Origin of the sequence: uncultured Eudoraea sp. (assembly GCF_947490415.1) — a bacterium.
Lineage (GTDB): Bacteria > Bacteroidota > Bacteroidia > Flavobacteriales > Flavobacteriaceae > Eudoraea.
Genome location: NZ_CANLGX010000002.1, coordinates 398,617 through 419,233, shown reverse-complemented (window position 1 = coordinate 419,233; position 20,617 = coordinate 398,617). Strand labels below are relative to the sequence as shown.

20 protein-coding genes are annotated in these 20,617 nt (G+C 37.2%); 7 read left to right on the top strand and 13 right to left on the bottom strand.

The annotated features are described in order from the left end of the window. Positions 1-14: 14 nt before the first annotated feature. Positions 15-467 carry an Hsp20/alpha crystallin family protein gene (locus Q0874_RS06815; protein WP_299161026.1) on the bottom strand — a complete coding sequence of 151 codons (453 nt, stop codon included), beginning with the start codon at positions 465-467 and terminating at the stop codon, positions 15-17. Positions 468-690: 223 nt separating this feature from the next. Next, positions 691-1,092, bottom strand: coding sequence for a TerB family tellurite resistance protein (locus Q0874_RS06810; protein ID WP_299161714.1), 402 nt, complete (start codon positions 1,090-1,092; stop codon positions 691-693). Between the two features lie 141 nt (positions 1,093-1,233). On the opposite strand from Q0874_RS06810, the gene Q0874_RS06805 reads away from it, so the two are divergent. Continuing rightward, the gene (locus Q0874_RS06805) at positions 1,234-1,584 is read left to right on the top strand and encodes a DUF1456 family protein (protein ID WP_299161023.1); all 351 of its coding nucleotides are present in this window, start codon (positions 1,234-1,236) and stop codon (positions 1,582-1,584) included. A gap of 32 nt (positions 1,585-1,616) precedes the next feature. On the opposite strand, the gene Q0874_RS06800 is transcribed toward Q0874_RS06805, so the two are convergent. The 3 genes from Q0874_RS06800 to Q0874_RS06790 all read right to left on the bottom strand — a co-directional run bounded on the left by Q0874_RS06800 (position 1,617) and on the right by Q0874_RS06790 (position 4,143). Beyond that, a complete protein-coding gene (locus Q0874_RS06800) occupies positions 1,617-1,952 on the bottom strand; it encodes a hypothetical protein (protein ID WP_299161020.1) in 336 nt (111 codons plus the stop codon). A 195-nt stretch (positions 1,953-2,147) separates the two neighbouring features. Next, the gene (gene sucC, locus Q0874_RS06795; RefSeq protein ID WP_299161017.1) at positions 2,148-3,347 is read right to left on the bottom strand and encodes an ADP-forming succinate--CoA ligase subunit beta; all 1,200 of its coding nucleotides are present in this window, start codon (positions 3,345-3,347) and stop codon (positions 2,148-2,150) included. Between the two features lie 157 nt (positions 3,348-3,504). Beyond that, the gene (locus Q0874_RS06790) at positions 3,505-4,143 is read right to left on the bottom strand and encodes an LON peptidase substrate-binding domain-containing protein (protein ID WP_299161014.1); all 639 of its coding nucleotides are present in this window, start codon (positions 4,141-4,143) and stop codon (positions 3,505-3,507) included. 165 nt (positions 4,144-4,308) lie between these two features. Here Q0874_RS06790 and lysA point away from each other — a divergent pair, with 165 nt between their 5' ends. Together lysA and Q0874_RS06780 are read left to right on the top strand one after the other, a co-directional pair. Beyond that, entirely contained in the window at positions 4,309-5,550 is a 1,242-nt protein-coding gene (lysA, locus tag Q0874_RS06785) for a diaminopimelate decarboxylase (RefSeq protein WP_299161011.1), read from the top strand. Positions 5,551-5,611: 61 nt separating this feature from the next. Then, positions 5,612-6,145 carry a DUF255 domain-containing protein gene (locus tag Q0874_RS06780; protein ID WP_299161009.1) on the top strand — a complete coding sequence of 178 codons (534 nt, stop codon included), beginning with the start codon at positions 5,612-5,614 and terminating at the stop codon, positions 6,143-6,145. Between the two features lies 1 nt (position 6,146). On the opposite strand, the gene guaB is transcribed toward Q0874_RS06780, so the two are convergent. After that, positions 6,147-7,619 (bottom strand): IMP dehydrogenase, encoded by a 1,473-nt coding sequence (gene guaB, locus Q0874_RS06775; protein WP_299161006.1) that lies wholly within the window; start codon positions 7,617-7,619, stop codon positions 6,147-6,149. Positions 7,620-7,847: 228 nt separating this feature from the next. On the opposite strand from guaB, the gene Q0874_RS06770 reads away from it, so the two are divergent. Continuing rightward, complete coding sequence (locus Q0874_RS06770) at positions 7,848-10,079, top strand: TonB-dependent receptor (RefSeq protein ID WP_299161005.1); 2,232 nt, start codon at positions 7,848-7,850, stop codon at positions 10,077-10,079. Between the two features lie 54 nt (positions 10,080-10,133). Here the strand turns inward: Q0874_RS06770 and Q0874_RS06765 are convergent, their stop codons facing one another. Together Q0874_RS06765 and Q0874_RS06760 are read right to left on the bottom strand one after the other, a co-directional pair. Then, on the bottom strand, positions 10,134-11,000 hold the full coding sequence (locus Q0874_RS06765; protein WP_299161002.1) for a hydroxymethylglutaryl-CoA lyase: 867 nt from the start codon (positions 10,998-11,000) through the stop codon (positions 10,134-10,136). A 31-nt stretch (positions 11,001-11,031) separates the two neighbouring features. Then, a complete protein-coding gene (locus Q0874_RS06760) occupies positions 11,032-11,658 on the bottom strand; it encodes a LysE family translocator (protein WP_299161000.1) in 627 nt (208 codons plus the stop codon). 75 nt (positions 11,659-11,733) lie between these two features. Here Q0874_RS06760 and Q0874_RS06755 point away from each other — a divergent pair, with 75 nt between their 5' ends. Beyond that, the gene (locus tag Q0874_RS06755) at positions 11,734-12,159 is read left to right on the top strand and encodes a Dabb family protein (RefSeq protein WP_299160998.1); all 426 of its coding nucleotides are present in this window, start codon (positions 11,734-11,736) and stop codon (positions 12,157-12,159) included. A 65-nt stretch (positions 12,160-12,224) separates the two neighbouring features. Here the strand turns inward: Q0874_RS06755 and Q0874_RS06750 are convergent, their stop codons facing one another. The 3 genes from Q0874_RS06750 to Q0874_RS06740 form a co-directional block, all read right to left on the bottom strand. Then, positions 12,225-13,262 (bottom strand): quinone-dependent dihydroorotate dehydrogenase, encoded by a 1,038-nt coding sequence (locus Q0874_RS06750; protein ID WP_299160996.1) that lies wholly within the window; start codon positions 13,260-13,262, stop codon positions 12,225-12,227. Between the two features lie 89 nt (positions 13,263-13,351). Continuing rightward, positions 13,352-13,831 (bottom strand): hypothetical protein, encoded by a 480-nt coding sequence (locus Q0874_RS06745; RefSeq protein ID WP_299160994.1) that lies wholly within the window; start codon positions 13,829-13,831, stop codon positions 13,352-13,354. A 105-nt stretch (positions 13,832-13,936) separates the two neighbouring features. Next, a complete protein-coding gene (locus Q0874_RS06740; protein ID WP_299160992.1) occupies positions 13,937-16,807 on the bottom strand; it encodes a TonB-dependent receptor in 2,871 nt (956 codons plus the stop codon). Between the two features lie 160 nt (positions 16,808-16,967). Here Q0874_RS06740 and pepT point away from each other — a divergent pair, with 160 nt between their 5' ends. Together pepT and Q0874_RS06730 are read left to right on the top strand one after the other, a co-directional pair. Continuing rightward, complete coding sequence (gene pepT, locus Q0874_RS06735; RefSeq protein WP_299160989.1) at positions 16,968-18,191, top strand: peptidase T; 1,224 nt, start codon at positions 16,968-16,970, stop codon at positions 18,189-18,191. Between the two features lie 8 nt (positions 18,192-18,199). Then, the gene (locus Q0874_RS06730) at positions 18,200-18,790 is read left to right on the top strand and encodes a DUF1801 domain-containing protein (RefSeq protein WP_299160987.1); all 591 of its coding nucleotides are present in this window, start codon (positions 18,200-18,202) and stop codon (positions 18,788-18,790) included. A 64-nt stretch (positions 18,791-18,854) separates the two neighbouring features. On the opposite strand, the gene Q0874_RS06725 is transcribed toward Q0874_RS06730, so the two are convergent. Next, a complete protein-coding gene (locus Q0874_RS06725) occupies positions 18,855-20,201 on the bottom strand; it encodes a Gfo/Idh/MocA family oxidoreductase (RefSeq protein WP_299160985.1) in 1,347 nt (448 codons plus the stop codon). 106 nt (positions 20,202-20,307) lie between these two features. Then, a complete protein-coding gene (yajC, locus tag Q0874_RS06720) occupies positions 20,308-20,598 on the bottom strand; it encodes a preprotein translocase subunit YajC (protein WP_299160982.1) in 291 nt (96 codons plus the stop codon). Positions 20,599-20,617: the final 19 nt, after the last annotated feature.

Sequence of the window (20,617 nt, the reverse complement as noted above, 5' to 3'; positions counted from 1 at the left end):
AGTAATTCTTATACCTATTTCCCAATCTCAATTAATCTTTTGGGTTTAGGTAGCGCTTCTTCTTTCTTAGGTAGGGTGAATCTTAAAATCCCGTTTTCGTAGGAAGCTTTAATACCCTCCTCACTAACTGTTTCTGGAAGCGTAAACGATCTTTTAAATGAAGAATAAGTAAATTCTTTCCGAGTGTATCTCGCGTCTTTAACTTCTTCTTCTTTTTTCGTTTCACTGGTAATTGTCAAAACCTGCTCATCAATCTCGATATTGAAATCTTCTTTTTTTCTTCCGGGAACTGATAACTCCAATTCAAAACTTGTTTCATTCTCCTGAATGTTTACCGGAGGAAATGTGTCCTTGTATACTGTAGGAAATGTGTCCTTATAATTTTCCAATCCACCAAACCAATCTGGTTTAAGGATTTCATTCATTAGGGCTGGAAAAACCAAATTATTTCTTTTAACTATACTCATGGTGTTATATTTTTAATTAAACTTATATACCTGCCTAAGAATAGACAAATCATATACCAAGCTTAATTAACTGCCTTTTTGGCTTATTAATAGGCTCTCTTAGTGCCATTATGGCGCAATTACTTAATCATAAAGGAACATCCTTTAGTCGCTATAATGATTTTTGAAAACCATGGATTAGCTACTCAGAAGAAAGAGTTTAATGGAATATTGATGCTTGAAATTAGTTGTAATGTGCTTTAAAAATATTAATAAGCACCTCAGGGGGTATTATCATATCAGGATAATCGTGCATAACAGTAAGAACCTGTTCTATAGCGGATGGAGGTAGACCCATACCCAATCCAATATTGTGTAATTTACTAATTTCAATTTTATTTCGTTCCTGGTCAATATTCATTAGGAGCACGAGTCTATGGAATTGCAGAATACGATCGGCCTGTGTTTTAGGTACTATTATTTTTACCTGTTTGTCGAGCAGAGAATCAAATATTTCCTTATTAATACCTAAACTAACGGCAACACCGAATAGGAAATTATATTCAGTATCTTTTAAAGCATGATCGGCCTTTGCAAAAGCAATCATTTCGGATAAGATGCTAAGTTTTTCTTTATAAGTACTCATTGCCATATTTGTTAATCCTTCCCTTAATTTACTCATATGTATAACATCAAAACGCCTAATTTCGTATAAAAAATAGCCCAAAATGACCTAAAAACGCCAATAGCTTGGTTTATTTATAATAACTTGCATAAAATGCTTGATATGACCAATAATGATATATTAAAAAAACTTCGGGTGGCATTAATGCTTCGGGATGATGAAATTGTTGAAATTCTTGAATTAGTTGATTTTAGAATTTCAAAAAGTGAAATCGGTGCCTTTTGCCGAAAAGAAGGGCATCCTAAATACCGCGAATGCGGCGATCAGGTATTACGTAATTTCCTCAATGGTTTAGTCATTCATTTAAGAGGCACAAAAGAAAATCCAAAAATCCCAAAAGAAGTATTAAAGCAAACTAAATCCCCGGTAAGTAGTCCTGCAAGGAAATACGAAAAACCAAAGAAAAAGCCGGATCTTAGTTATGTCAAATACAAAAACAAAAAAAAGTCCTGAATTTCTTCAGGACTTTTTTTCACTTAACTTCATTATGCTTTAATGCGCACAGGCAGTCTATACATTCTTCCTACTACTACTTCTTCCAATTGAACTTTTTTGTAATTAAGTTTGCCTTTGACAAATGATTCCAAATCTGAATCCCCTGTATCTACAGAAATGACAACAATTTCCGCTTCACTATTTACAGTAAAAAGGACTTCAGCTGTCAATTCATAATTGTCAACTACTAATTGGTTTTCTTTTAAAATTTCCCCGATTTGGGTCGCCAGACTTTTTTGAGGATCTTTTGTGTCCGAGTCATTTGCAAAAATACTTCCTGATACAAGCAGCGTTGCAGCCACTAAAATTAAACTGAATTTTCTCATGATTTGTTTGTTTAATGATTAATGATTAATTGAGGAATATGCATTAATAGACGGCCCCAGATTAAATATGTTACAGTTATTAAACTTTTTTAACATTATTTTAATAAAGAATTTTCATTTCAATTAAAGAATTATTCCCAAATAAAAAAGGGCAATGTTTATAACATCGCCCTTAATTATAGAATCTTAGTTAACCTATATATCCGCTAAAACTTCTTTTACTTTATCTGCGGCTTCCTGGAATTGAACAGCTGAATGTACGGCCAATCCGGAATTATCAATTATCTCCTTGGCCAATTCGGCATTAGTGCCTTGCAATCTAACAATAATAGGAATTTTAATAGCATCTCCCATATTTTTATATGCATCTACTACCCCCTGTGCTACCCGGTCGCATCTTACGATACCACCAAAAATATTTATAAGGATAGCCTTGACTGCAGTATCTTTTAATATAATACGAAAAGCTTCTTCTACCCTTTTTGCATCAGCAGTACCACCAACATCCAGAAAATTAGCCGGTTCACCACCAGCCATTTTGATCAGATCCATTGTAGCCATTGCCAATCCAGCTCCATTAACCATACATCCGACGTTTCCATCAAGATCCACGTAATTCAATCCTACAGCACGTGCTTCTACTTCAATAGGGCTTTCTTCACGTAAATCCCTCATTTCAGAATATTGCTTTCTTCTGTAAAGTGAATTATCATCTATAGAAACCTTGGCATCAACAGCCATTATTAAATTATCTGAAGTCTTCAATACCGGATTTATTTCAAACAAATTCGAATCACTTTGATCATAGGCCTTGTAAAGTGCAGTTACAAATTTGGTCATTTCTTTAAAAGCAATTCCGGATAAACCCAGATTGAAAGCAATTTTTCTGGCCTGGAATGGCAATAATCCCACCGCCGGATCAATTTCCTCTGTAAAAATAAGATGTGGGGTTTTATCCGCTACTTCTTCAATATCCATACCCCCTTCTGTTGAGTACATTATCATATTTCTTCCACTAGCCCTATTCAGTAAAACAGACATATAAAACTCACTGGTTTCACTTTCTCCCGGATAATAGACATCTTCCGCGATCAATACCTGATGCACTTTTTTACCCTCTGCTGAAGTTTGAGGAGTAATCAAATTCATTCCTATAATATTACCTGCTATCTCCTCTACTTCTGTTAAATTTTTAGCCAGCTTTACGCCTCCTCCTTTACCTCTTCCTCCTGCATGCACTTGTGCTTTTATCACAAACCATTTAGTTCCGGTCTCCTGTGTAAGTTGTTTTGCTGCATCTACGGCTTCCTGCGGATTGTGGGCGACAAGACCCCGTTGGATTCGTACTCCAAAACTTGCTAAAATTTCTTTTCCCTGGTATTCGTGAAGATTCATATTAAAATTTGTGTTCGTTAAGAAGCAAAAATAGGAAACGGACTGCATTTACCCTAATAAAACGATAAATAGGGTTTAATCTTTTTAAGAATCCACAAACTTTGGAATTGGTTTGTTTTAAAAGGAAAACAAACAGACGAACAATCAGTATTTATTCCTAAATCTTAAAAGCTTTAAAATCTAATGGATCAAAATTTCTGAAATGACCATTCAATTCTATAAGTACCTTAGTTCTATTAACTTCATTTAGAACCTGAATGGTTGTCAATAAATGATTTAATATAAATTGTAAACGTTCCTTTTCACTTGCTAACTGTAATAGCTGGTATTCCTGTTCAAATGAAAGGCCCATTTTGTGGGCAAGGGTATAGCTATTAAACATTTCTATTTCAATGGGTGCAAAAGGAACTTCCATTAGTTGATATAACTCTTTAAGTTTCTGAAATACTTCTTGTTTCGCAGATAATTCACTATCATTAATATTATCTATGAATTGTACCTCACCACCCGCATATAACCTATTTTCCAGAGTGTTATCAAAGGTAATCACTCTAAATATCTGTCTCGCAACACATACTACATCCATAGCCCCACTCTCATAGGTATTTACAACTTCCATCAACTGAACCTCCGTTCCATAAGCAATATTGTCATTTATATACACCGGTATGCCAAAAGTAATAGCCTCTCTCCGACAATCCTGGATTAGTTGTTTATACCTTTCTTCAAAAATGTGTAAAGGCACCTTTTCACCGGGAAAGAAAACAGATTGCAAAGGAAAAAAAGGGAGTTTCATAGTAAATATTTTTTCTAAAAATACAAAGTGAACTACATAGTCGCAAATGGCACATTAATTTAGATTGTTATATTTGTAACTATTTGTTTTATTTATAATTATTCTGCGTTTTATTTTGCGTAACATCTCCAAGTATTTTAGTTTTGTTTAAAAGTTAGGTTAAAGATGAAGTATACCGATCTATTAAACATTACAAAAGAATTCGGAAATCCTGTATATGTTTACGACGCTGGAAAGATAAAATCTCAGTTCAACAGGCTGACCAACGCCTTTAAAACGGTTAAAAATTTAAAATTAAATTACGCGGCCAAAGCACTTTCTAATCTTACCATTCTGAGGTTAATGAATGACCTTGGAAGTGGTTTAGACACCGTATCAATACAAGAAGTAAAACTAGGTCTACTTGCTGGTTTTAAACCTGAATCAATCATTTTTACACCCAACGGCGTCTCTTTAGAAGAAATAGAAGAAGCTGCAGCTTTAGGTGTGCGAATAAACATTGACAATCTTTCTATCCTGGAGCAATTTGGGAGCACACACCCCGATATACCTGTATGTATTAGAATAAACCCACATGTAATGGCTGGTGGCAATTCGAATATATCCGTAGGCCACATTGATTCAAAATTTGGCGTTAGCATCCATCAAATTCCTCATTTATTGAGGATTGTTGAATTAACCAAAATGAAAATTAATGGCATACATATGCATACCGGGAGTGACATTTTGGATATTGATGTGTTTTTATATGCCTCTGAAATTCTCTTTGAAACTGCCAAAAATTTTAGAGAACTGGAGTTTATAGATTTCGGAAGTGGATTTAAAGTTCCCTATAAAGATGGAGATATAGAGACCAATATTGAGGAATTGGGCGAAAAATTAAGTAGCAGGTTCAATGAGTTTTGTGAAGAGTATGGAAAAGACCTGACTTTGGCATTTGAACCAGGAAAATTTCTTGTAAGTGAAGCCGGTTACTTTCTTGCAAAAGTAAATGTTGTAAAACAAACTACTTCTACTGTTTTTGCCAGTGTAGATTCGGGCTTTAACCATTTAATTCGGCCCATGTTATATGGTGCCAATCATCAAATTTTTAACATCTCTAATCCGGAAGGAAGGGAACGCTATTATTCCGTAGTTGGTTATATCTGTGAAACCGATACTTTTGCAAATAACAGGAGAATCAATGAAATTTCTGAAGGTGATATCCTATGTTTTAAAAATGCAGGGGCTTATTGCTTTACTATGGCCAGTAATTATAATTCCAGATACAGGCCGGCCGAAGTCCTATGGTACGAGGGTAAATCTGTACTTATACGGGAAAGAGAATCATTTGATGATCTCATCAGAAACCAAATTGATGTAAAAGATTTGTTCGCCGCGAAGAATCAAAAAGCCTCGATAAAATAAAGCAGCTAAATTTTCGTTAGTTTTGGTACAGTAATTGGACTGATAACTCAAATCAAATCTTATGAAAATTAAGGCCCCGGCAATTTCTAAAACTACACTTGTAGTCATTCTCGGTTTTTTAACCTTTACGTCAAATGCTCAGGAAGTTAATTGGCTTAGCTGGAATGAAGCTACAGCCCTGGCGGCAACAGACAAGAATCCAAAGAAAATATTTATTGACGTCTATACCGATTGGTGCGGCTGGTGTAAAAAAATGGATAAGGATACTTTTCAAAATGCGGAAGTGGCAGAATATATGACCAATAACTTTTATATGGTTAAAATGGATGGAGAAGGGAAAGAACCTATTGATTTTAAAGGCAAGACTTATAAATATGTTCCATCAGGTAAAAGAGGCTACCACGAGTTAGCTGCGGCATTGTTGCAAGGTCGTTTGAGCTACCCGACTGTTGTATTTATGGATGAGCAACTTAATATGCTCTCTCCTGTTCCCGGATATCAAAAACCAGATCCCTTTTTAAATATTGCCCGATACTTTGGAGATAATATCTACCTGGAAAAAGACTGGAAAACCTATAGTGGTAATGTGAAATAGATTACCTGCTGTAGTTGGGAGATTCCTTGGTAATTGTTACATCATGAGGATGGCCTTCATTAATACCGCTGGCAGTAATCTTAATAAATCTTCCTATTTCTTTTAAAGTGGCAATATCTTTGGAACCGCAATAACCCATACCAGCCCTGAGACCGCCAACAAATTGATGTATACTTTCATATAGCTCTCCTTTATAAGGAACACGACCTACAATGCCTTCAGGAACCAATTTATTAATATCATCTTCCACGTCCTGGAAATAACGGTCCTTACTTCCCTCCTTCATGGCCTCCACAGATCCCATTCCTCTGTAGGACTTAAATTTTCGACCTTCGTAGATTATTGTCTCTCCCGGAGATTCTTTTGTTCCAGCTAATAAAGATCCCAGCATAACGCAATCTGCTCCTGCCGCAATGGCTTTTGGGATATCTCCCGTATAACGTATTCCACCATCGGCAATAACAGGAATCCCACTGCCCTTAATAGCTGCAGCAACCTCCAATACCGCTGAGAATTGCGGAAATCCGACACCAGCCACTACTCTTGTCGTGCAAATTGACCCAGGTCCTATCCCCACTTTAACCGCATCAGCTCCGGCCTCTACCAGATATTTTGCGGCAGCTGCTGTGGCAATATTACCTACTATAACATCCAGCTCCGGGAATTTTTTCTTTACTTCCTTAAGTACATTAACTACACCCTTTGTATGGCCGTGGGCTGTATCTATAACAACCGCATCAACGCCGGCTGCAACCAAGGCCTCTGTCCTTTTCAAGGCATCGGGAGTTACACCTATAGCCGCTGCCACTCTTAGCCTTCCATATTGATCTTTATTTGATATTGGTTTTTGGGTTAGTTTTGTAATATCTCGGAATGTGATAAGTCCAACAAGTTTATTTGTACTATCTACAACCGGAAGTTTTTCAATTTTATTGGTCTGAAGGATACCCTCTGCCTGCTCCAGGGAAGTCCCTTCTGCGACTGTGATAAGATTGGATTTTGTCATTACCTCAGAAATAGGACGGCTATTGTCCTTTTCAAACCTAAGGTCTCTATTGGTTACAATACCGATAAGTTTTTGATTTTCATCAACAATAGGTATGCCCCCTATACTATGTTCCCGCATATTTGCTTTGGCGTCGCCGACCAATGCATCAAGATGTAATGTCACCGGATCCAAAATCATCCCGCTTTCAGCTCTTTTTACTTTTCGCACCTTTATTGCCTGCTGCTCAATTGACATATTCTTATGTAATACCCCAATACCTCCTTCCCTGGCCATAGCAATGGCCATTTGTGATTCGGTAACTGTATCCATAGCCGCCGAAACAATAGGAATATTTATAGTAATGTTCTTGGTAAACTTTGTCTGAATACTTACTTCTCTGGGGAGAATTTCGGAATAAGCAGGTACTAAAAGGACGTCATCGTATGTGAGGCCTTCTCCGAGAATTTTTTTAAGGTGAGCTTCCATGGCAATTAAGGATTAATTGCGTGCAAATATACACTTTTTTACCAGAAGATTTTTTTGGAAAAAATCATTTTAGCTGCAGACCTTTTTTCTTTGTAAGATGCAACCCTCTCAAAATGAAAATATTGAATAAATTTATTTTTATTTAATCTAAATAAGCTTTTTTATTTTAAATTTAGTTGCTAATTTTGACATCTACATTTAACACTATTTATAATTAGTCTAAATTAAATGAAGTCTTTTCTTGCCTTTCTCTTAACCGGTTTTGCTTTGAATTTTTCCTATGGACAATCAACCCGCCTTATTACTAAAGCCCAGGATTCCAACCTTATAAAACTGGAGGAAGTAGTATTATCTGCCAATGTCATCCTGGGAAGCAAATTCCAGGCGAAGAACAGAACTGGTTCTGCCTACTATGCCGCACAACCTGAATTACTTAAGTATAACTATACGGATATTAATCGGGTATTGCGATCTGTACCTGGAGTAACCCTTGTTGAAGAAGACGGTTTTGGCTTACGTCCAAATATTAGTTTAAGGGGTACTTCTCCGGAAAGGAGTGCAAAAATAACTTTGATGGAAGATGGTGTACTAATTGCTCCTGCACCGTACAGTGCTCCGGCTGCTTATTATTTCCCATCAGTTGCCCGGATGCAGGCCGTAGAAATTCTTAAGGGAAGTAGCCAGGTTCAATACGGCCCCTTTACTACCGGTGGGGCCATAAATATGATTTCTTCAACAATTCCCAATACTTTTCAAGCCTCACTGCTGGCCAGTTATGGTAGTTATAACAGCGGAGAACTACATGTAAAATTAGGGGATTACAAAAAGCATTTTGGATATAGCATTGAATATTTAAACTTTAATTCTGATGGTTTCAAAGATCTGGATAATGGCGGAAATACAGGTTTTGATAAAAATGATCTTGTTGCAAAATTTAGATTAAATTCTGCCCCCGAAGCCAATGTAAAGCATATTCTGGACATGAAATTCCAATATTCTGATGAGGAGTCCAATGAAACTTATATTGGTCTTACAGATAATGATTTTGAAAATACGCCATTTAGGAGATATGCCGGGTCTCAGGAAGATGAAATGGTCAATGATCATATTCAGGTGTCGACCACCTATGCGTTGGATTTCAGCGATTATTTCCATATCACTACTACAGCCTATTACAATGGATTTAGCCGAAACTGGTATAAACTAGACGCCGTAACACTGAATGGAGACCGCAAGGGTATTGCAAATATTCTTGAAAACCCCATAACTAATCAGGAATATTACAACGTTATCTCCGGTAATCAGGATGCGGGAGCCGATGCCTTATTAGTAAAAGCCAATAACAGAAAATATGTTTCCCAAGGTATTCAGACGAAGTTTGACTACCATTGGAGTGGTGATAATACTTTTCATGATCTGGAATTGGGCGCTCGTTTTCATTATGACCAAGAAGACAGATTTCAATGGGTTGATGGCTATGGGATTAACAATGGTATTATGAACCTAACTACCGCGGGAACCCCAGGTACTGATGCCAATCGGATTAGCGATGCTAATGCCTTCTCCAGTTATTTGTTATATAAACTTAAATACAGAAACCTTACCATTACCCCAGGATTAAGGTATGAGTCTATTTCCTTGGGACGAAAAGACTATGGTAAGAATGATGTCTCACGTGAAGGCATTGACCTCTCTACCCGTGAAAACCAGGTCAACGTCTGGATTCCAGGAATGGGTTTGAATTATAATTTCAACCGGATATCTATTTTTGGTGGTATTCACAAAGGGTTTTCACCTCCAACAAGCAAAGAAGGTGAACAGCCGGAAGAAAGTGTCAATTATGAACTAGGATCCCGGTTTACACTGGGAAACTTTTCAGGGGAACTTGTAGGGTTTTTTAATGACTATAGCAATCTTTTAGGAAGTGACCTGGCTGCTACAGGAGGTACTGGTAGTTTGGAACAGTTCAATGCCGGAGAAGTAAATGTGACAGGGTTAGAAGTCTTATTAAATTACAATGCCTTAAATAACCACAAAAAGCTAAGGCTTCCCATAACTGTTGCTTATACTCTCACTAATGCAGAATTCAGAAGCAGTTTTGATAGTCCCAATGATATCTGGGGAGAAGTTACTAAGGGTGATGAAATGCCTTATATCCCCAAACATCAGTTTAATGTCTTGATTTCTTTGGAGCACCCTTCCTATGAATTAAATCTCAGCGGAAGATACAATGGCGCCTTTAGAACCAAAGCCGGAAGTGGCAGTATTCCTGCCAATGAATTAGTACCATCTAGTTTTGTAGTAGATTTTTCAGCAAAGTATCATCTTAATGATCATTTCAGTATTAATGGAAGAATCATTAATCTATTGGATGAGACATATGCTGTATCCCGCGTTCCTGCAGGTTTGCGCCCCGGCCATCCTTTTGGAGCTTTTATTGGGATCTTCTTGAGATATTAAATAAGGGTTTATAAAGAGAGTTATACTAGCAATAGGCAATTCTTGTGCACACCTTTATTGATAGTTGGAAAACAGCTCGGAGGCCTTATTATGTGCTGCTTCGAAAACCATCCATTGGACTCCGGTATCTACTTTGTTTTCGGTAAAATAAGACAACATTTTTTCAGTTGGCATATTTCCGGTTAATTCATCTTTTGCCATTGGACAACCCCCAAACCCCTGTATTGCGCCATCAAACCTTCGACAACCTGCTTTATATGCAGCATTTACTTTTTCATACCATCTGCCTGGTGTTGTATGCAAATGGGCTCCAAATTCAACATTGGGGTATTTAGGAATTAAATGTGAAAATAAATAGTTAATATCCTCAGGGGTAGAGGTCCCAACCGTATCAGACAAAGAAAGTATCCGAGCTCCCATAGTTGCCAATTTTTCTGCCCATTCTCCAACAACTTCTACACTCCATGGATCACCATATGGATTCCCGAATCCCATGGAGAGATAAGTAACTACTTCTTTGTTAGTTGCATTGGCTATTTCAAGAATCTCACTCAGAACATCTATGGATTGTGCAATGGTTTTATGCGTGTTCCGCATTTGAAAGTTTTCAGAAATAGAAAAAGGATATCCCAAATAATCAATTGCCGGGTGTATACTTGCTTCATTTGCACCGCGAACATTAGCCACAATGGCCAATAACTTGCTCTTTGATTTGGAAAGATCTAATCTTGAAAGCACCTCAGCAGTATCGGCCATTTGGGGTATGGCCCTTGGAGATACAAAACTACCAAAATCTATGGTGTCAAAGCCACAACCCAGTAGTGACTGAATGTAAGCTATTTTCCTTTCTGTAGGAATAAAGCTTTTAATGCCTTGCATAGCATCTCTTGGGCATTCAATAATCTTCACTTTTTCGGGCATACGCTGAATCTAGTATTTACCAAAATTAGCATTAATTATCCGAAAACAACAGGAAGATTCCGATGCCGGAAAAGACAACAATTTGTAACCACCTTAGAAATAATTCAATACCAGAATGCTTTTTTATTTGTTCTGCAATAGCCCCGGAAAGTATTGCAATCGAAGAAAAAATGATGAATGTAACAATCATAAATAACAAACCAAGTACATAAAATTGAATTACTGTATTCAAATCTTCGCTAAAAAGGAATCCGGGGAAAAAAGCAAGAAAGAAAATAGTAACCTTCGGATTGAGCACATTCATAATAAAACCCTGTCTGAATAATTGACTTAAGGACTTTTTAGGAATCTCTGTATTATCTAAAGTAATATGCGCCCTATTACGGTATACCTTATAAGCCAGGTAAAACAAATAAAACGCTCCAAATAGTTTAACGACGAAAAATATCTGATCGTTTTCCTTAATTAGTACTGAGACACCAAATGCCAGGAAAGTAGTATGGACAATACATCCTGTAATTAGTCCGGCGGTGGTTGAAAGGCCATATTTTATACCATTGGATATGCTTTGTGTTAAGACATAAATATTATCGGGTCCCGGTGCTATTGCCAGGGCAGCCGTTGCCAGGATAAAGGCGGAAAGTATTTCGTAATTCAAGCTTAGAATTTATATGAATTATAGCTCAAAATACAAAAGTTTCCTGCTTTTCTTTATCTTACAAAAATTTTATTTATGAAAACTAAAATACTTCTTATCACGGCGGTCCTTGGCCTAGTCTCACTTAGCTTTACTTCTATAAAAATGGATAATAAAATAAATCAGACAAAAACGGAATTACAAAATTCGAAGGACAGCGTTTTACGACATGTGGTCCTTTTTAAGTTTAAAGAAGAAACATCAGAGGATCAAATAGTTTCGTATGAAGAGGCCTTTGGCGCTTTAGCGGGTAAAATACCAGAGATCTTTGCTTTCGAATGGGGTTTAAACAATAGTCCGGAAGGACTGGATAAAGGATTTACACATTGCTTTTTTGTCAGTTTTAAAAGTGAAGAAGATCGTGCCATATATTTGCCGCATCCCGATCATAAGGCGTTTGTCAGTCTTATTGGTCCGTCCGTAGATGACGTATTGGTTGTTGATTATTGGACGGAACAATAGAATATATTGCCATTTTTGAAGTAACAGAATGCAAATAGTACTCCAGTGAAATAAATTGGTCGCGATTAGGTTTGGTCTAGAATGGCTTTATTTATCCTTTTTACCAATGCTGGTCCTTCATAGACAAATCCTGTCCATAACTGAATCAAATCTGCACCTGCTTCCAGTTTTTCAAGGGCATCTTCCGCAGAATGAATTCCCCCAACCCCAATAATTGGAAAAGCCTTATTACTTTTTTCAGACAAGAATCTAATTACCTCAGTACTTCTTTTCGAAAGGGGTTTTCCACTTAATCCACCTTTTTCTTCCACGAGATCATAATCTGATTTTAGATTTTCTCTGGCTATAGTAGTATTAGTAGCAATTATACCTGAAATTCTGGTGTCTTCAACAATTTGAATTATATCTGATAACTGATCATTCGTAAGGTCGGGAGCTATTTTTAGAAGAATTGGTTTCTCAATTACTTGTTTATTTTGTGCGTATTTATGGTTTTCACGTTTTAAAGCCATCAGGAGTGCCGTAAGAGGCTCCTTATCCTGTAATTCTCTAAGGCCCGGGGTGTTTGGAGAACTTACATTCACCACAAAATAATCAACATGATCAAAAAGGGCATCAAAACATATTAAATAATCTTTGGTCGCAAGATGATTTGGTGTGATTTTGTTCTTACCAATATTGCCGCCTATTATAACATTATGATTTTTCTTTAAGTTTTCAACGGCTTCATAAACACCAAGGTTATTAAAGCCCATTCTGTTTATTATTGCGTGATCTGCTTTTAATCTGAAAAGTCTTTTTTTCGGATTACCATCTTGTGGTTTAGGTGTTACCGTACCAATTTCAATAAAACCAAATCCAAAATTAGAGAGTTCATTATATAATTTAGCATCCTTATCAAATCCGGCTGCAAGGCCAACGGGGTTTTTAAATTTTATTCCAAAAACCTCTCTTTCCAACCGTTTATCATTTACGAGATACAAAGACCTAAAGAGACCTGAAAATCCCATTTTAGATAGCAATTTAACAAAGGTAAATGACAGGTGGTGCACTTTTTCCGGGTCCAAAAGAAACAGAATAGGTCTAATCAGGAGCTTGTACATAATCTAAAAAAACTTTGTTCAAAAATACAAACTTCCATTAGGTTAGCGCACCATTACCAACTAATTCGTCTTTCCTGAAGTGTTAATAATCACTCCGGCAGCAGATCCTCCTTAGAGGATAATCTCTTGAGTGGTACACGCAACGCCTCGTTACATAAATTAATATACCGCAAGTATTGATTTTCGTTAAGTATACCCACTAGTTTTTGGTCGTATATTTTAGAATTGGCAATAATCTGTGCACGAAGTGGTTTAAATTTTTCTGCCATGGCCTGCAATTCCTCTTTGTTACTTTGAGGATGTTTTTCCAAAAGAACATCAATTTGTTCCTCAATTACTTCATTGGCTTTGTTCAATTCCTGAATCCAGGATTCCATTTGAACTCTCTGTTCATCATTAAGTTGAAATACTTTTATAATGGTTTCAGTATCCTTACCCCCAATACCTAAGGTACAATCTTCTGTTTGACCCAAGACTGTGAAGAAGATAAAAAACAGGAGAATAGAATTAATATATTTCAATTTCATAATCTCAAATCTTTTTAAGAATTTATCAAATAAACTTATCATAAAACTGTGTTTTTTGACAAAAAGTATCCAGGCCGCCAATTTAAGGCTATGAATATAAAAAGCTACCAAATTTGGTAGCTTTTTATATAATTTTCAATCTGTGGTTTATCTTAAAATGAAATTTACTCTTGCAAATAAGAATCTACCTCCAATACCAAACTGCTGCGCTCTACGGGACCAATCAAAACGACCGCTACTTCGGTTATTTCCGCCGTCGGCCAAAGCCTCTGCCGCTCTGTCCGGATAAGTGTCAAACAAATTGTTTGCCCCAACTGTAAAAGTTAGAGAAGGCGTTGCCTTATAGCCCACAGAGAGATCTGTTACAAACTTGGAACTAAAAACCTGTTGTCTATCAATATTTGTAGTTGCTTCGGTAACTTTTCCGAAATATACACCTCTTAAAAAGAATATTAATTTATCTGAAGACAGATTAAAAGTCAAATTCACTTTTGTTCTTGGCACTGCTTCTTCGAGGTAAACCCTGCTATCTTCAGGGAAGTACGTGTCTACCAGCCCTGCGTCTTCAAGTACCTGAGATGCCTTTATCTCTCCTACCTGCTGGGTCTTAGAAAAAGTAGCTGCCAAAGTTGAATTGAGCATCCATCCGTCCCACACATTAGCCCTTTGAGTAAGAACTAAATCAATACCTCTTGATTCTGTGTCAATTGCGTTGGCAAAAAACGAAGCTGCCGAAGCATTTGCCTGTCTAAGAAGATTATCCAATTCCGATCCGGTACCGGGACCTGCGAACTGTCCTGTATACACGACCCTGTCATCAATTTTAACAAAATAACCGTCCACAGTAACCGTAAGATTAGCATCAGGTATTTTACCCGTTAAACCCAAACTAACACTACTTGATGTTTCTTCCTTTAATTCAGGTATCCCTAAAAGTTTTGCAGCTTTACTGTCGTTGGAAAAAGTACCTACCTCTTGCGGGTTCCCATCCTGATCAAAAATCGTGGAAGTTGAATTAAAATAAATCTGATGCAGGGATGGTGCCCTAAATCCAGTATTTAATGCTCCCCGAAGATTAAAATTATCGGTAATTTTAACACGTGATGAAACTTTGAAATTTATGGTTGATCCAAAATCACTGTAATTTTCGAAGCGGGTTGCAAAACTCACAAGAACACTTTCAGAAAAATCAGCTTCTAAATCAACATATCCTGCAACACTACTACGGCCCCTGGATAATTCATTATTAGGACTAAATCCAGGAAATACCTGCGATCCCCCGGGTCTTGAACTTCCAAAGAAATCCTGTGACGGTTCCTGAGTAGCAAGTGTGATTACTTCTCCCGCGTCAGTATATTGAGCATAAGAGGATTCTTGCCCGGCAACAATTTCATAGTTCTCCAAACGGTATTCCCCACCGAAAGCGACATTAAAACCACTAAAGATATCATCATAAAACTGGGTAATATCCAGGTTGGTTGTATTTTGTGAAAAGGAAAACCCACCAGCATCAAAGATTGTAGGTGATGCACTTTGCAGGGAAGCATTATAGGTATTTCCTATAGTATAAAGAAACGCATTCTTTCCATACGTATTACTGAAATCGACACTCCAATCTCCTATTTTGCCCTTGATACCTACTGCTATAGACTGATCTTTAATATTAGAATTTATTTCTGGCAGAAATCCGTTAAGATATGCCGGTGTATATGTTCTACTCTGATTAGGAAGCCTGTAAAAACCTGCAGAATTACCCGTTCTTGAACTAATCCCGGCAAAAGAATACAGTTCTGTTCCATAGTCGTCTAAAGGAAGTGCAAAATTAGCGAAAAAACGACCCCCTCTTAAGGCGGACTGACCTACTCTCATATTAAAATCACTTCTTACCAATCCCCTGGCTGTTAATTCAGATTCTGTATTATCAGCAGAGAGAATAGGCTGCAATTCTGCTTTAGTTGTTGCTCCCCCTGTATCAATCCCTGCTGCATTTGCATATTGAATTACATCGGTTACATCGTCATCTAATAAGGCAGCAACATCGTATCCATCAGCGTTTGCAAATCGTTCAACAGTATTGTATTGATTAAATACATCGCCTTCCCATTCTTTCATTCGACTATAGTCCTGACGAACATCAAAATCTCCGGAAAAGTTTATATAGCCTCCTCTTTCGCCCAAAGAAACTCCATAACTACCAGCTATATTAGTAGCTTCACCATCTGAGCCACCTGTTTGCCCATTGGCATTCTTTGAAAAATTCGCACCTGAAGTTACCGTAAGGTTTAATTCACCTGAATCTTTATTTAGAATAATATTGATTACGCCTGCAATTGCATCCGACCCATATTGTGCCGCAGCTCCATCTCTAAGTACCTCAACACGTTCTATTGAAGCTGCTGGAATAGAATTTAAATCTGTCCCAACACTTCCTCTACCAAATGTGCCATTCACATTTACCAGCGAAGATGTATGTCTTCTTTTTCCATTAATCAAAACCAATACCTGATCAGGTCCTAATCCTCTAAGTGAGGCAGGGTCTATATGATCCGTTCCATCTGAAATGGTTTGTGTATTGGAAGTAAACGAGGGGGCTACATAATTTAAAATCTGATTTAAATTTACCTGAGGCCCAACACTTGATAGTTCCTTAACATCTATAACATCTACAGGAACCGTGCTCTCTGTAGCAACTCTGTTAGGGTTTCGTGAACCTGTAATAATAACCTCACTCAACGCCAAACCGGAAACCAGTGTGATGTTTAGAATAGTACTATTTACTAAAACTTCTTGAGGTTCGTACCCTATAAAAGAAACCGTTAACCTGTCGCCAAGGATAGCATCTATACTGTAATTTCCATCAAAATCTGTTGTAGTACCAATGGTCGTACCCTTTTTTACAACTGAAGCTCCAACAAGCGGAACCCCCTGATCATCTGTAACCGTTCCACTTATCTGCCCATTTGCAGCGCAAATAGCACCGAAAACAAGGACCAAAATAACTAAGTAATATTGTTTCATATGTTATCTAATTTGAGTTAATATCCTCATAAGGTAGACAAAACTTATTTTAAACCGTCCGTTATATTATTCTTTTTTCATTTGGATCTTGCACAATATGCTATTATTGCGCTGTTTGAGGCTTTAAATAATATTGTAATTTTGATACAAACTTAGTAGTATGCAAAAAATTATCGACCGGTTTATTAGCTATGTAACTATAGATACCCAGAGTGATCCAAATTCAAATAGTACCCCGAGTACAGAAAAACAATGGGTCCTGGCCCATAAACTTACTGAGGAACTAAAACAAATTGGTTTGGAAGATGTATCTATTGATAAGAACAGCTACATCATGGCTACCCTTCCTTCAAATATTAAAAAAGTGGTGCCTACTGTTGGCTTTATTTCGCATTTTGATACAACCCCGGATTTTACAGGAACCAATGTAAAACCCCGTTTGATTCATAATTATGACGGAAGGGATATCGTCCTGAATAAAGAAAACAACATTGTACTCTCACCGGATTATTTTGATGATTTACTGCTTTACAAAGGACAAACCCTCATTGTTACAGATGGCACTACACTCCTGGGAGCAGACGATAAAGCCGGTATTACTGAAATAATGACAGCGATGGAGTATCTTATTCAGCACCCGGAAATTAAACACGGCCCTATCCGTATTGGGTTTACTCCGGATGAAGAGATAGGACGTGGAGCCCATAAATTTGATGTTAAAAAATTTAGTGCAGATTGGGCATATACTATAGACGGGAGCCAGATAGGGGAATTGGAATATGAGAATTTTAATGCTGCCGGAGCAAAAATTACCGTTATAGGTAAAAGTGTACATCCTGGATATGCAAAAGGAAAAATGGTAAATGCCATTGGCCTTATTAATGAGTTAATGAATTTATTGCCAAACAAAGAAGTGCCGGAACAAACAGAAGGCCGGGAAGGATTTTTTCATATAAATCACCTCCGAGGTGAAATTGAAAAAGCAGAATTGGAACTTATAATCAGAGATCACGACAGGACTTTATTTGAGAAGAGGAAAAAATTGCTAAAGGATATTGTTAATGATCTGAATGTAAAACACGGAGATTTCTTCACTGTAGAGATAAAAGATCAGTACTTCAATATGCGGGAAAAGATAGAACCAGTTTTTCATGTCGTTGAAATTGCAAAAGAAGCCATGCAGGTACTGGGCATAGAACCAATTATAAAACCTATTAGGGGTGGCACAGATGGTTCACAACTCAGTTATATGGGACTACCTTGTCCAAATATTTTTGCGGGGGGGCATAATTTTCATGGAAAGTACGAATACATACCAGTTGAAAGTATGCAAAAGTCTGTTGAGGTTATCGTGAAAATTTGCGAAATTGTAGCCAGCAAATAGATGGGGCTATGGATATTGAAGAAAAAATAGATGCCTACTATTCCAAAAATCATAAATATAAAGAGGGAATTGCACAACTAAGGGAAATTGCCTTGAAAACCCAATTGGCAGAAACTCTGAAATGGGGTTCTCCCGTATATACTTTCGAAAATAAAAACGTGTTGGGAATAATGGCTTTTAAAAATCATTTTGGCCTTTGGTTTTTTAATGGGGTATTCCTCAGTGATCCTAAGGGGGTTCTGCAAAATGCTCAGGAAGGCAAAACAAAATCGATGAGACATTGGAAATTTAAGGCCGTTAGCGATATAGACAACGTAGATGTTCTCAACTATATAGAAGAAGCAATAGCAAATCAAAAGAAAGGACTGGAGCTAAAACCATCGCGTAAGACAGAAATCATCATCCCTGAACTTTTAAGGGAATCTTTATTAGCAAACACTAGGCTTAACGAACAATTTAAGGCTCTAAGCCCCTATAAGCAAAAGGATTATAGTGAATATATTGAAGGGGCGAAACAACAAAAAACAAAGGAATCACGACTAGAAAAGATAATTCCTATGATCTTAAGGGGCCTGGGGTTGAATGATAAATACAAATAAATCAGCAACTTACTATTAAAACTTATGGGTGTAAATTCCTAATAAGCTAAGTTTATTTTTGTCTTTATTGAGGCAATTTCCAGCCATTATGATATGAAGCCATCATAATATCATTAGATGTTTTATCAGTAAATCTGCCTTTATCTGTATCCCAATATATTCGATTCCCGGATTTATATGCAACATTTCCCATATGAGACACCATGGCTGCATCGTAACCTACTTTAATCGGGGCATTAAGGTTCTTTGGGTCTCTGCTCATTACCGCCTCTATAAAATTCTTAGTATGAAGATCCAGACCATTTCCCTGATTCTGTTGCAGCGGCAGTGATTCCATTCTTGGGGTGCCTTCTTTGCCCCAGCCCTGAAATTCCTTTTCCGGAATTACTTCCCAGCCGCTTCTATCTAAAACCAAGGTGCCATTATTCCCAATAAAGGCTATCCCGTGATTTCTTCCATAATTTCCGCCGTCGATACCTGTAGCATGCTCCCATAGTATGGAAAAATCATCATATTCAAAAACCGCTTGTAATGAATCTGGTGTTTCTGAAGCATCATTCGGATAGGCGAACTTACCTCCCAGAGCCATAACAGATTTAGGCGTTCCGGCCTTCATTCCGTATAAAGCATAATCAATAAGATGAACACCCCAATCTGTCATAAGTCCACCTGCATAATCCCAAAACCACCTGAAATTAAAATGAAACCTGTTAGGATTAAATAAACGTTCCGGTGCAGGTCCCAACCACATTTTGTAATCAACACCGGCAGGAGCATTCGCGTCTGCCTGTATAGGAACCGGCTTCATCCATCCCTGATATGCCCAGGCTTTTGCCAGTCTTATTTCGCCCAGTTTTCCAGAATGTACAAAATTAATTGCATCTACAAAATGAGGTTGACTGCGTTGCCATTGCCCAATCTGTACAATTCTTTTACTATTCTGAACAGTATTCAGCATAATTTCACATTCCTGCATTGAATTAGCAATTGGTTTTTCACAATACACATCTTTTCCAGCATTTAAAGCATCTGTCAATTGCAGGCAATGCCAGTGATCAGGGGTCCCAATAACCACAAAATCAATATCCTTATTATCCAACATTTTCCGATAATCCTTATACCATTGGGGTTTCTTAATACCGGCTTTTTCAAGCTCAGAAGTACGTCGAGAAAGTACGTTTTCATCTACATCACAAAGTGCTATGACGTTGACTTCGTTTATTTTTAAAAGAGAAAGCAGATTACTAAATCCCATTCCATTACACCCAATTAATCCCATATTAATCTGATCGTTCGGGCCAACTTTTTTGCGCATTGAAGCTAAAAGTTCAACAGGAAATAGAAACGAAGTTGCTGATCCTAAAAGATATAATGAGCTTTTCTTAATAAATCTTCTTCTGTTCGTGTACATACAATTGTTTTATTGAAAAGCTTAATATAAAAAAATTCAACCAATTAATCGATCAAAAAAAAACACCGGCAGTGGCCGGTGTTTTTTAATAAAATTGTTTTTATTCCTATTTTTCCTTCGGAACAACATTTAACTTGGAGCTCATTTCCATGGAAATGGCTGATCTGTCAAATTTTAGTCTTCCGGCCATGGTCTCGATTATACAGGAAAAATCCTTATCGTTCAAATCCACAACTTTGCCATGCAAGCCACTTTTAGTTACTATTTTATCACCTTTCTTTAATGCTTGCGCAAATTTCTTTTCATCTTTTTGACGTTTCATCTGAGGACGTATCATAAAAAAATATGCCACGGCAAAGATGAGTATCATCGGAAGAAATTGTCCTATATCACCCATAGTTTTTTGTTAAGTTTTG

Excerpts from the sequence above, each read along its gene's own strand:
- Q0874_RS06740 (WP_299160992.1), bottom strand. The coding sequence starts at position 16,807 with ATGAAACAATATTACTTAGTTATTTTGGTCCTTGTTTTCGGTGCTATT.
- Q0874_RS06780 (WP_299161009.1), top strand. The coding sequence starts at position 5,612 with ATGAAAATTAAGGCCCCGGCAATTTCTAAAACTACACTTGTAGTCATT.
- Q0874_RS06755 (WP_299160998.1), top strand. The coding sequence starts at position 11,734 with ATGAAAACTAAAATACTTCTTATCACGGCGGTCCTTGGCCTAGTCTCA.
- Q0874_RS06730 (WP_299160987.1), top strand. The coding sequence starts at position 18,200 with ATGGATATTGAAGAAAAAATAGATGCCTACTATTCCAAAAATCATAAA.
- pepT (WP_299160989.1), top strand. The coding sequence starts at position 16,968 with ATGCAAAAAATTATCGACCGGTTTATTAGCTATGTAACTATAGATACC.
- Q0874_RS06800 (WP_299161020.1), bottom strand. The coding sequence starts at position 1,952 with ATGAGAAAATTCAGTTTAATTTTAGTGGCTGCAACGCTGCTTGTATCA.
- guaB (WP_299161006.1), bottom strand. The coding sequence starts at position 7,619 with ATGGAAGCTCACCTTAAAAAAATTCTCGGAGAAGGCCTCACATACGAT.
- Q0874_RS06810 (WP_299161714.1), bottom strand. The coding sequence starts at position 1,092 with ATGAGTACTTATAAAGAAAAACTTAGCATCTTATCCGAAATGATTGCT.
- Q0874_RS06790 (WP_299161014.1), bottom strand. The coding sequence starts at position 4,143 with ATGAAACTCCCTTTTTTTCCTTTGCAATCTGTTTTCTTTCCCGGTGAA.
- lysA (WP_299161011.1), top strand. The coding sequence starts at position 4,309 with ATGAAGTATACCGATCTATTAAACATTACAAAAGAATTCGGAAATCCT.
- Q0874_RS06765 (WP_299161002.1), bottom strand. The coding sequence starts at position 11,000 with ATGCCCGAAAAAGTGAAGATTATTGAATGCCCAAGAGATGCTATGCAA.
- Q0874_RS06805 (WP_299161023.1), top strand. The coding sequence starts at position 1,234 with ATGACCAATAATGATATATTAAAAAAACTTCGGGTGGCATTAATGCTT.
- Q0874_RS06770 (WP_299161005.1), top strand. The coding sequence starts at position 7,848 with ATGAAGTCTTTTCTTGCCTTTCTCTTAACCGGTTTTGCTTTGAATTTT.
- Q0874_RS06750 (WP_299160996.1), bottom strand. The coding sequence starts at position 13,262 with ATGTACAAGCTCCTGATTAGACCTATTCTGTTTCTTTTGGACCCGGAA.
- Q0874_RS06815 (WP_299161026.1), bottom strand. The coding sequence starts at position 467 with ATGAGTATAGTTAAAAGAAATAATTTGGTTTTTCCAGCCCTAATGAAT.
- Q0874_RS06725 (WP_299160985.1), bottom strand. The coding sequence starts at position 20,201 with ATGTACACGAACAGAAGAAGATTTATTAAGAAAAGCTCATTATATCTT.
- sucC (WP_299161017.1), bottom strand. The coding sequence starts at position 3,347 with ATGAATCTTCACGAATACCAGGGAAAAGAAATTTTAGCAAGTTTTGGA.
- yajC (WP_299160982.1), bottom strand. The coding sequence starts at position 20,598 with ATGGGTGATATAGGACAATTTCTTCCGATGATACTCATCTTTGCCGTG.
- Q0874_RS06745 (WP_299160994.1), bottom strand. The coding sequence starts at position 13,831 with ATGATAAGTTTATTTGATAAATTCTTAAAAAGATTTGAGATTATGAAA.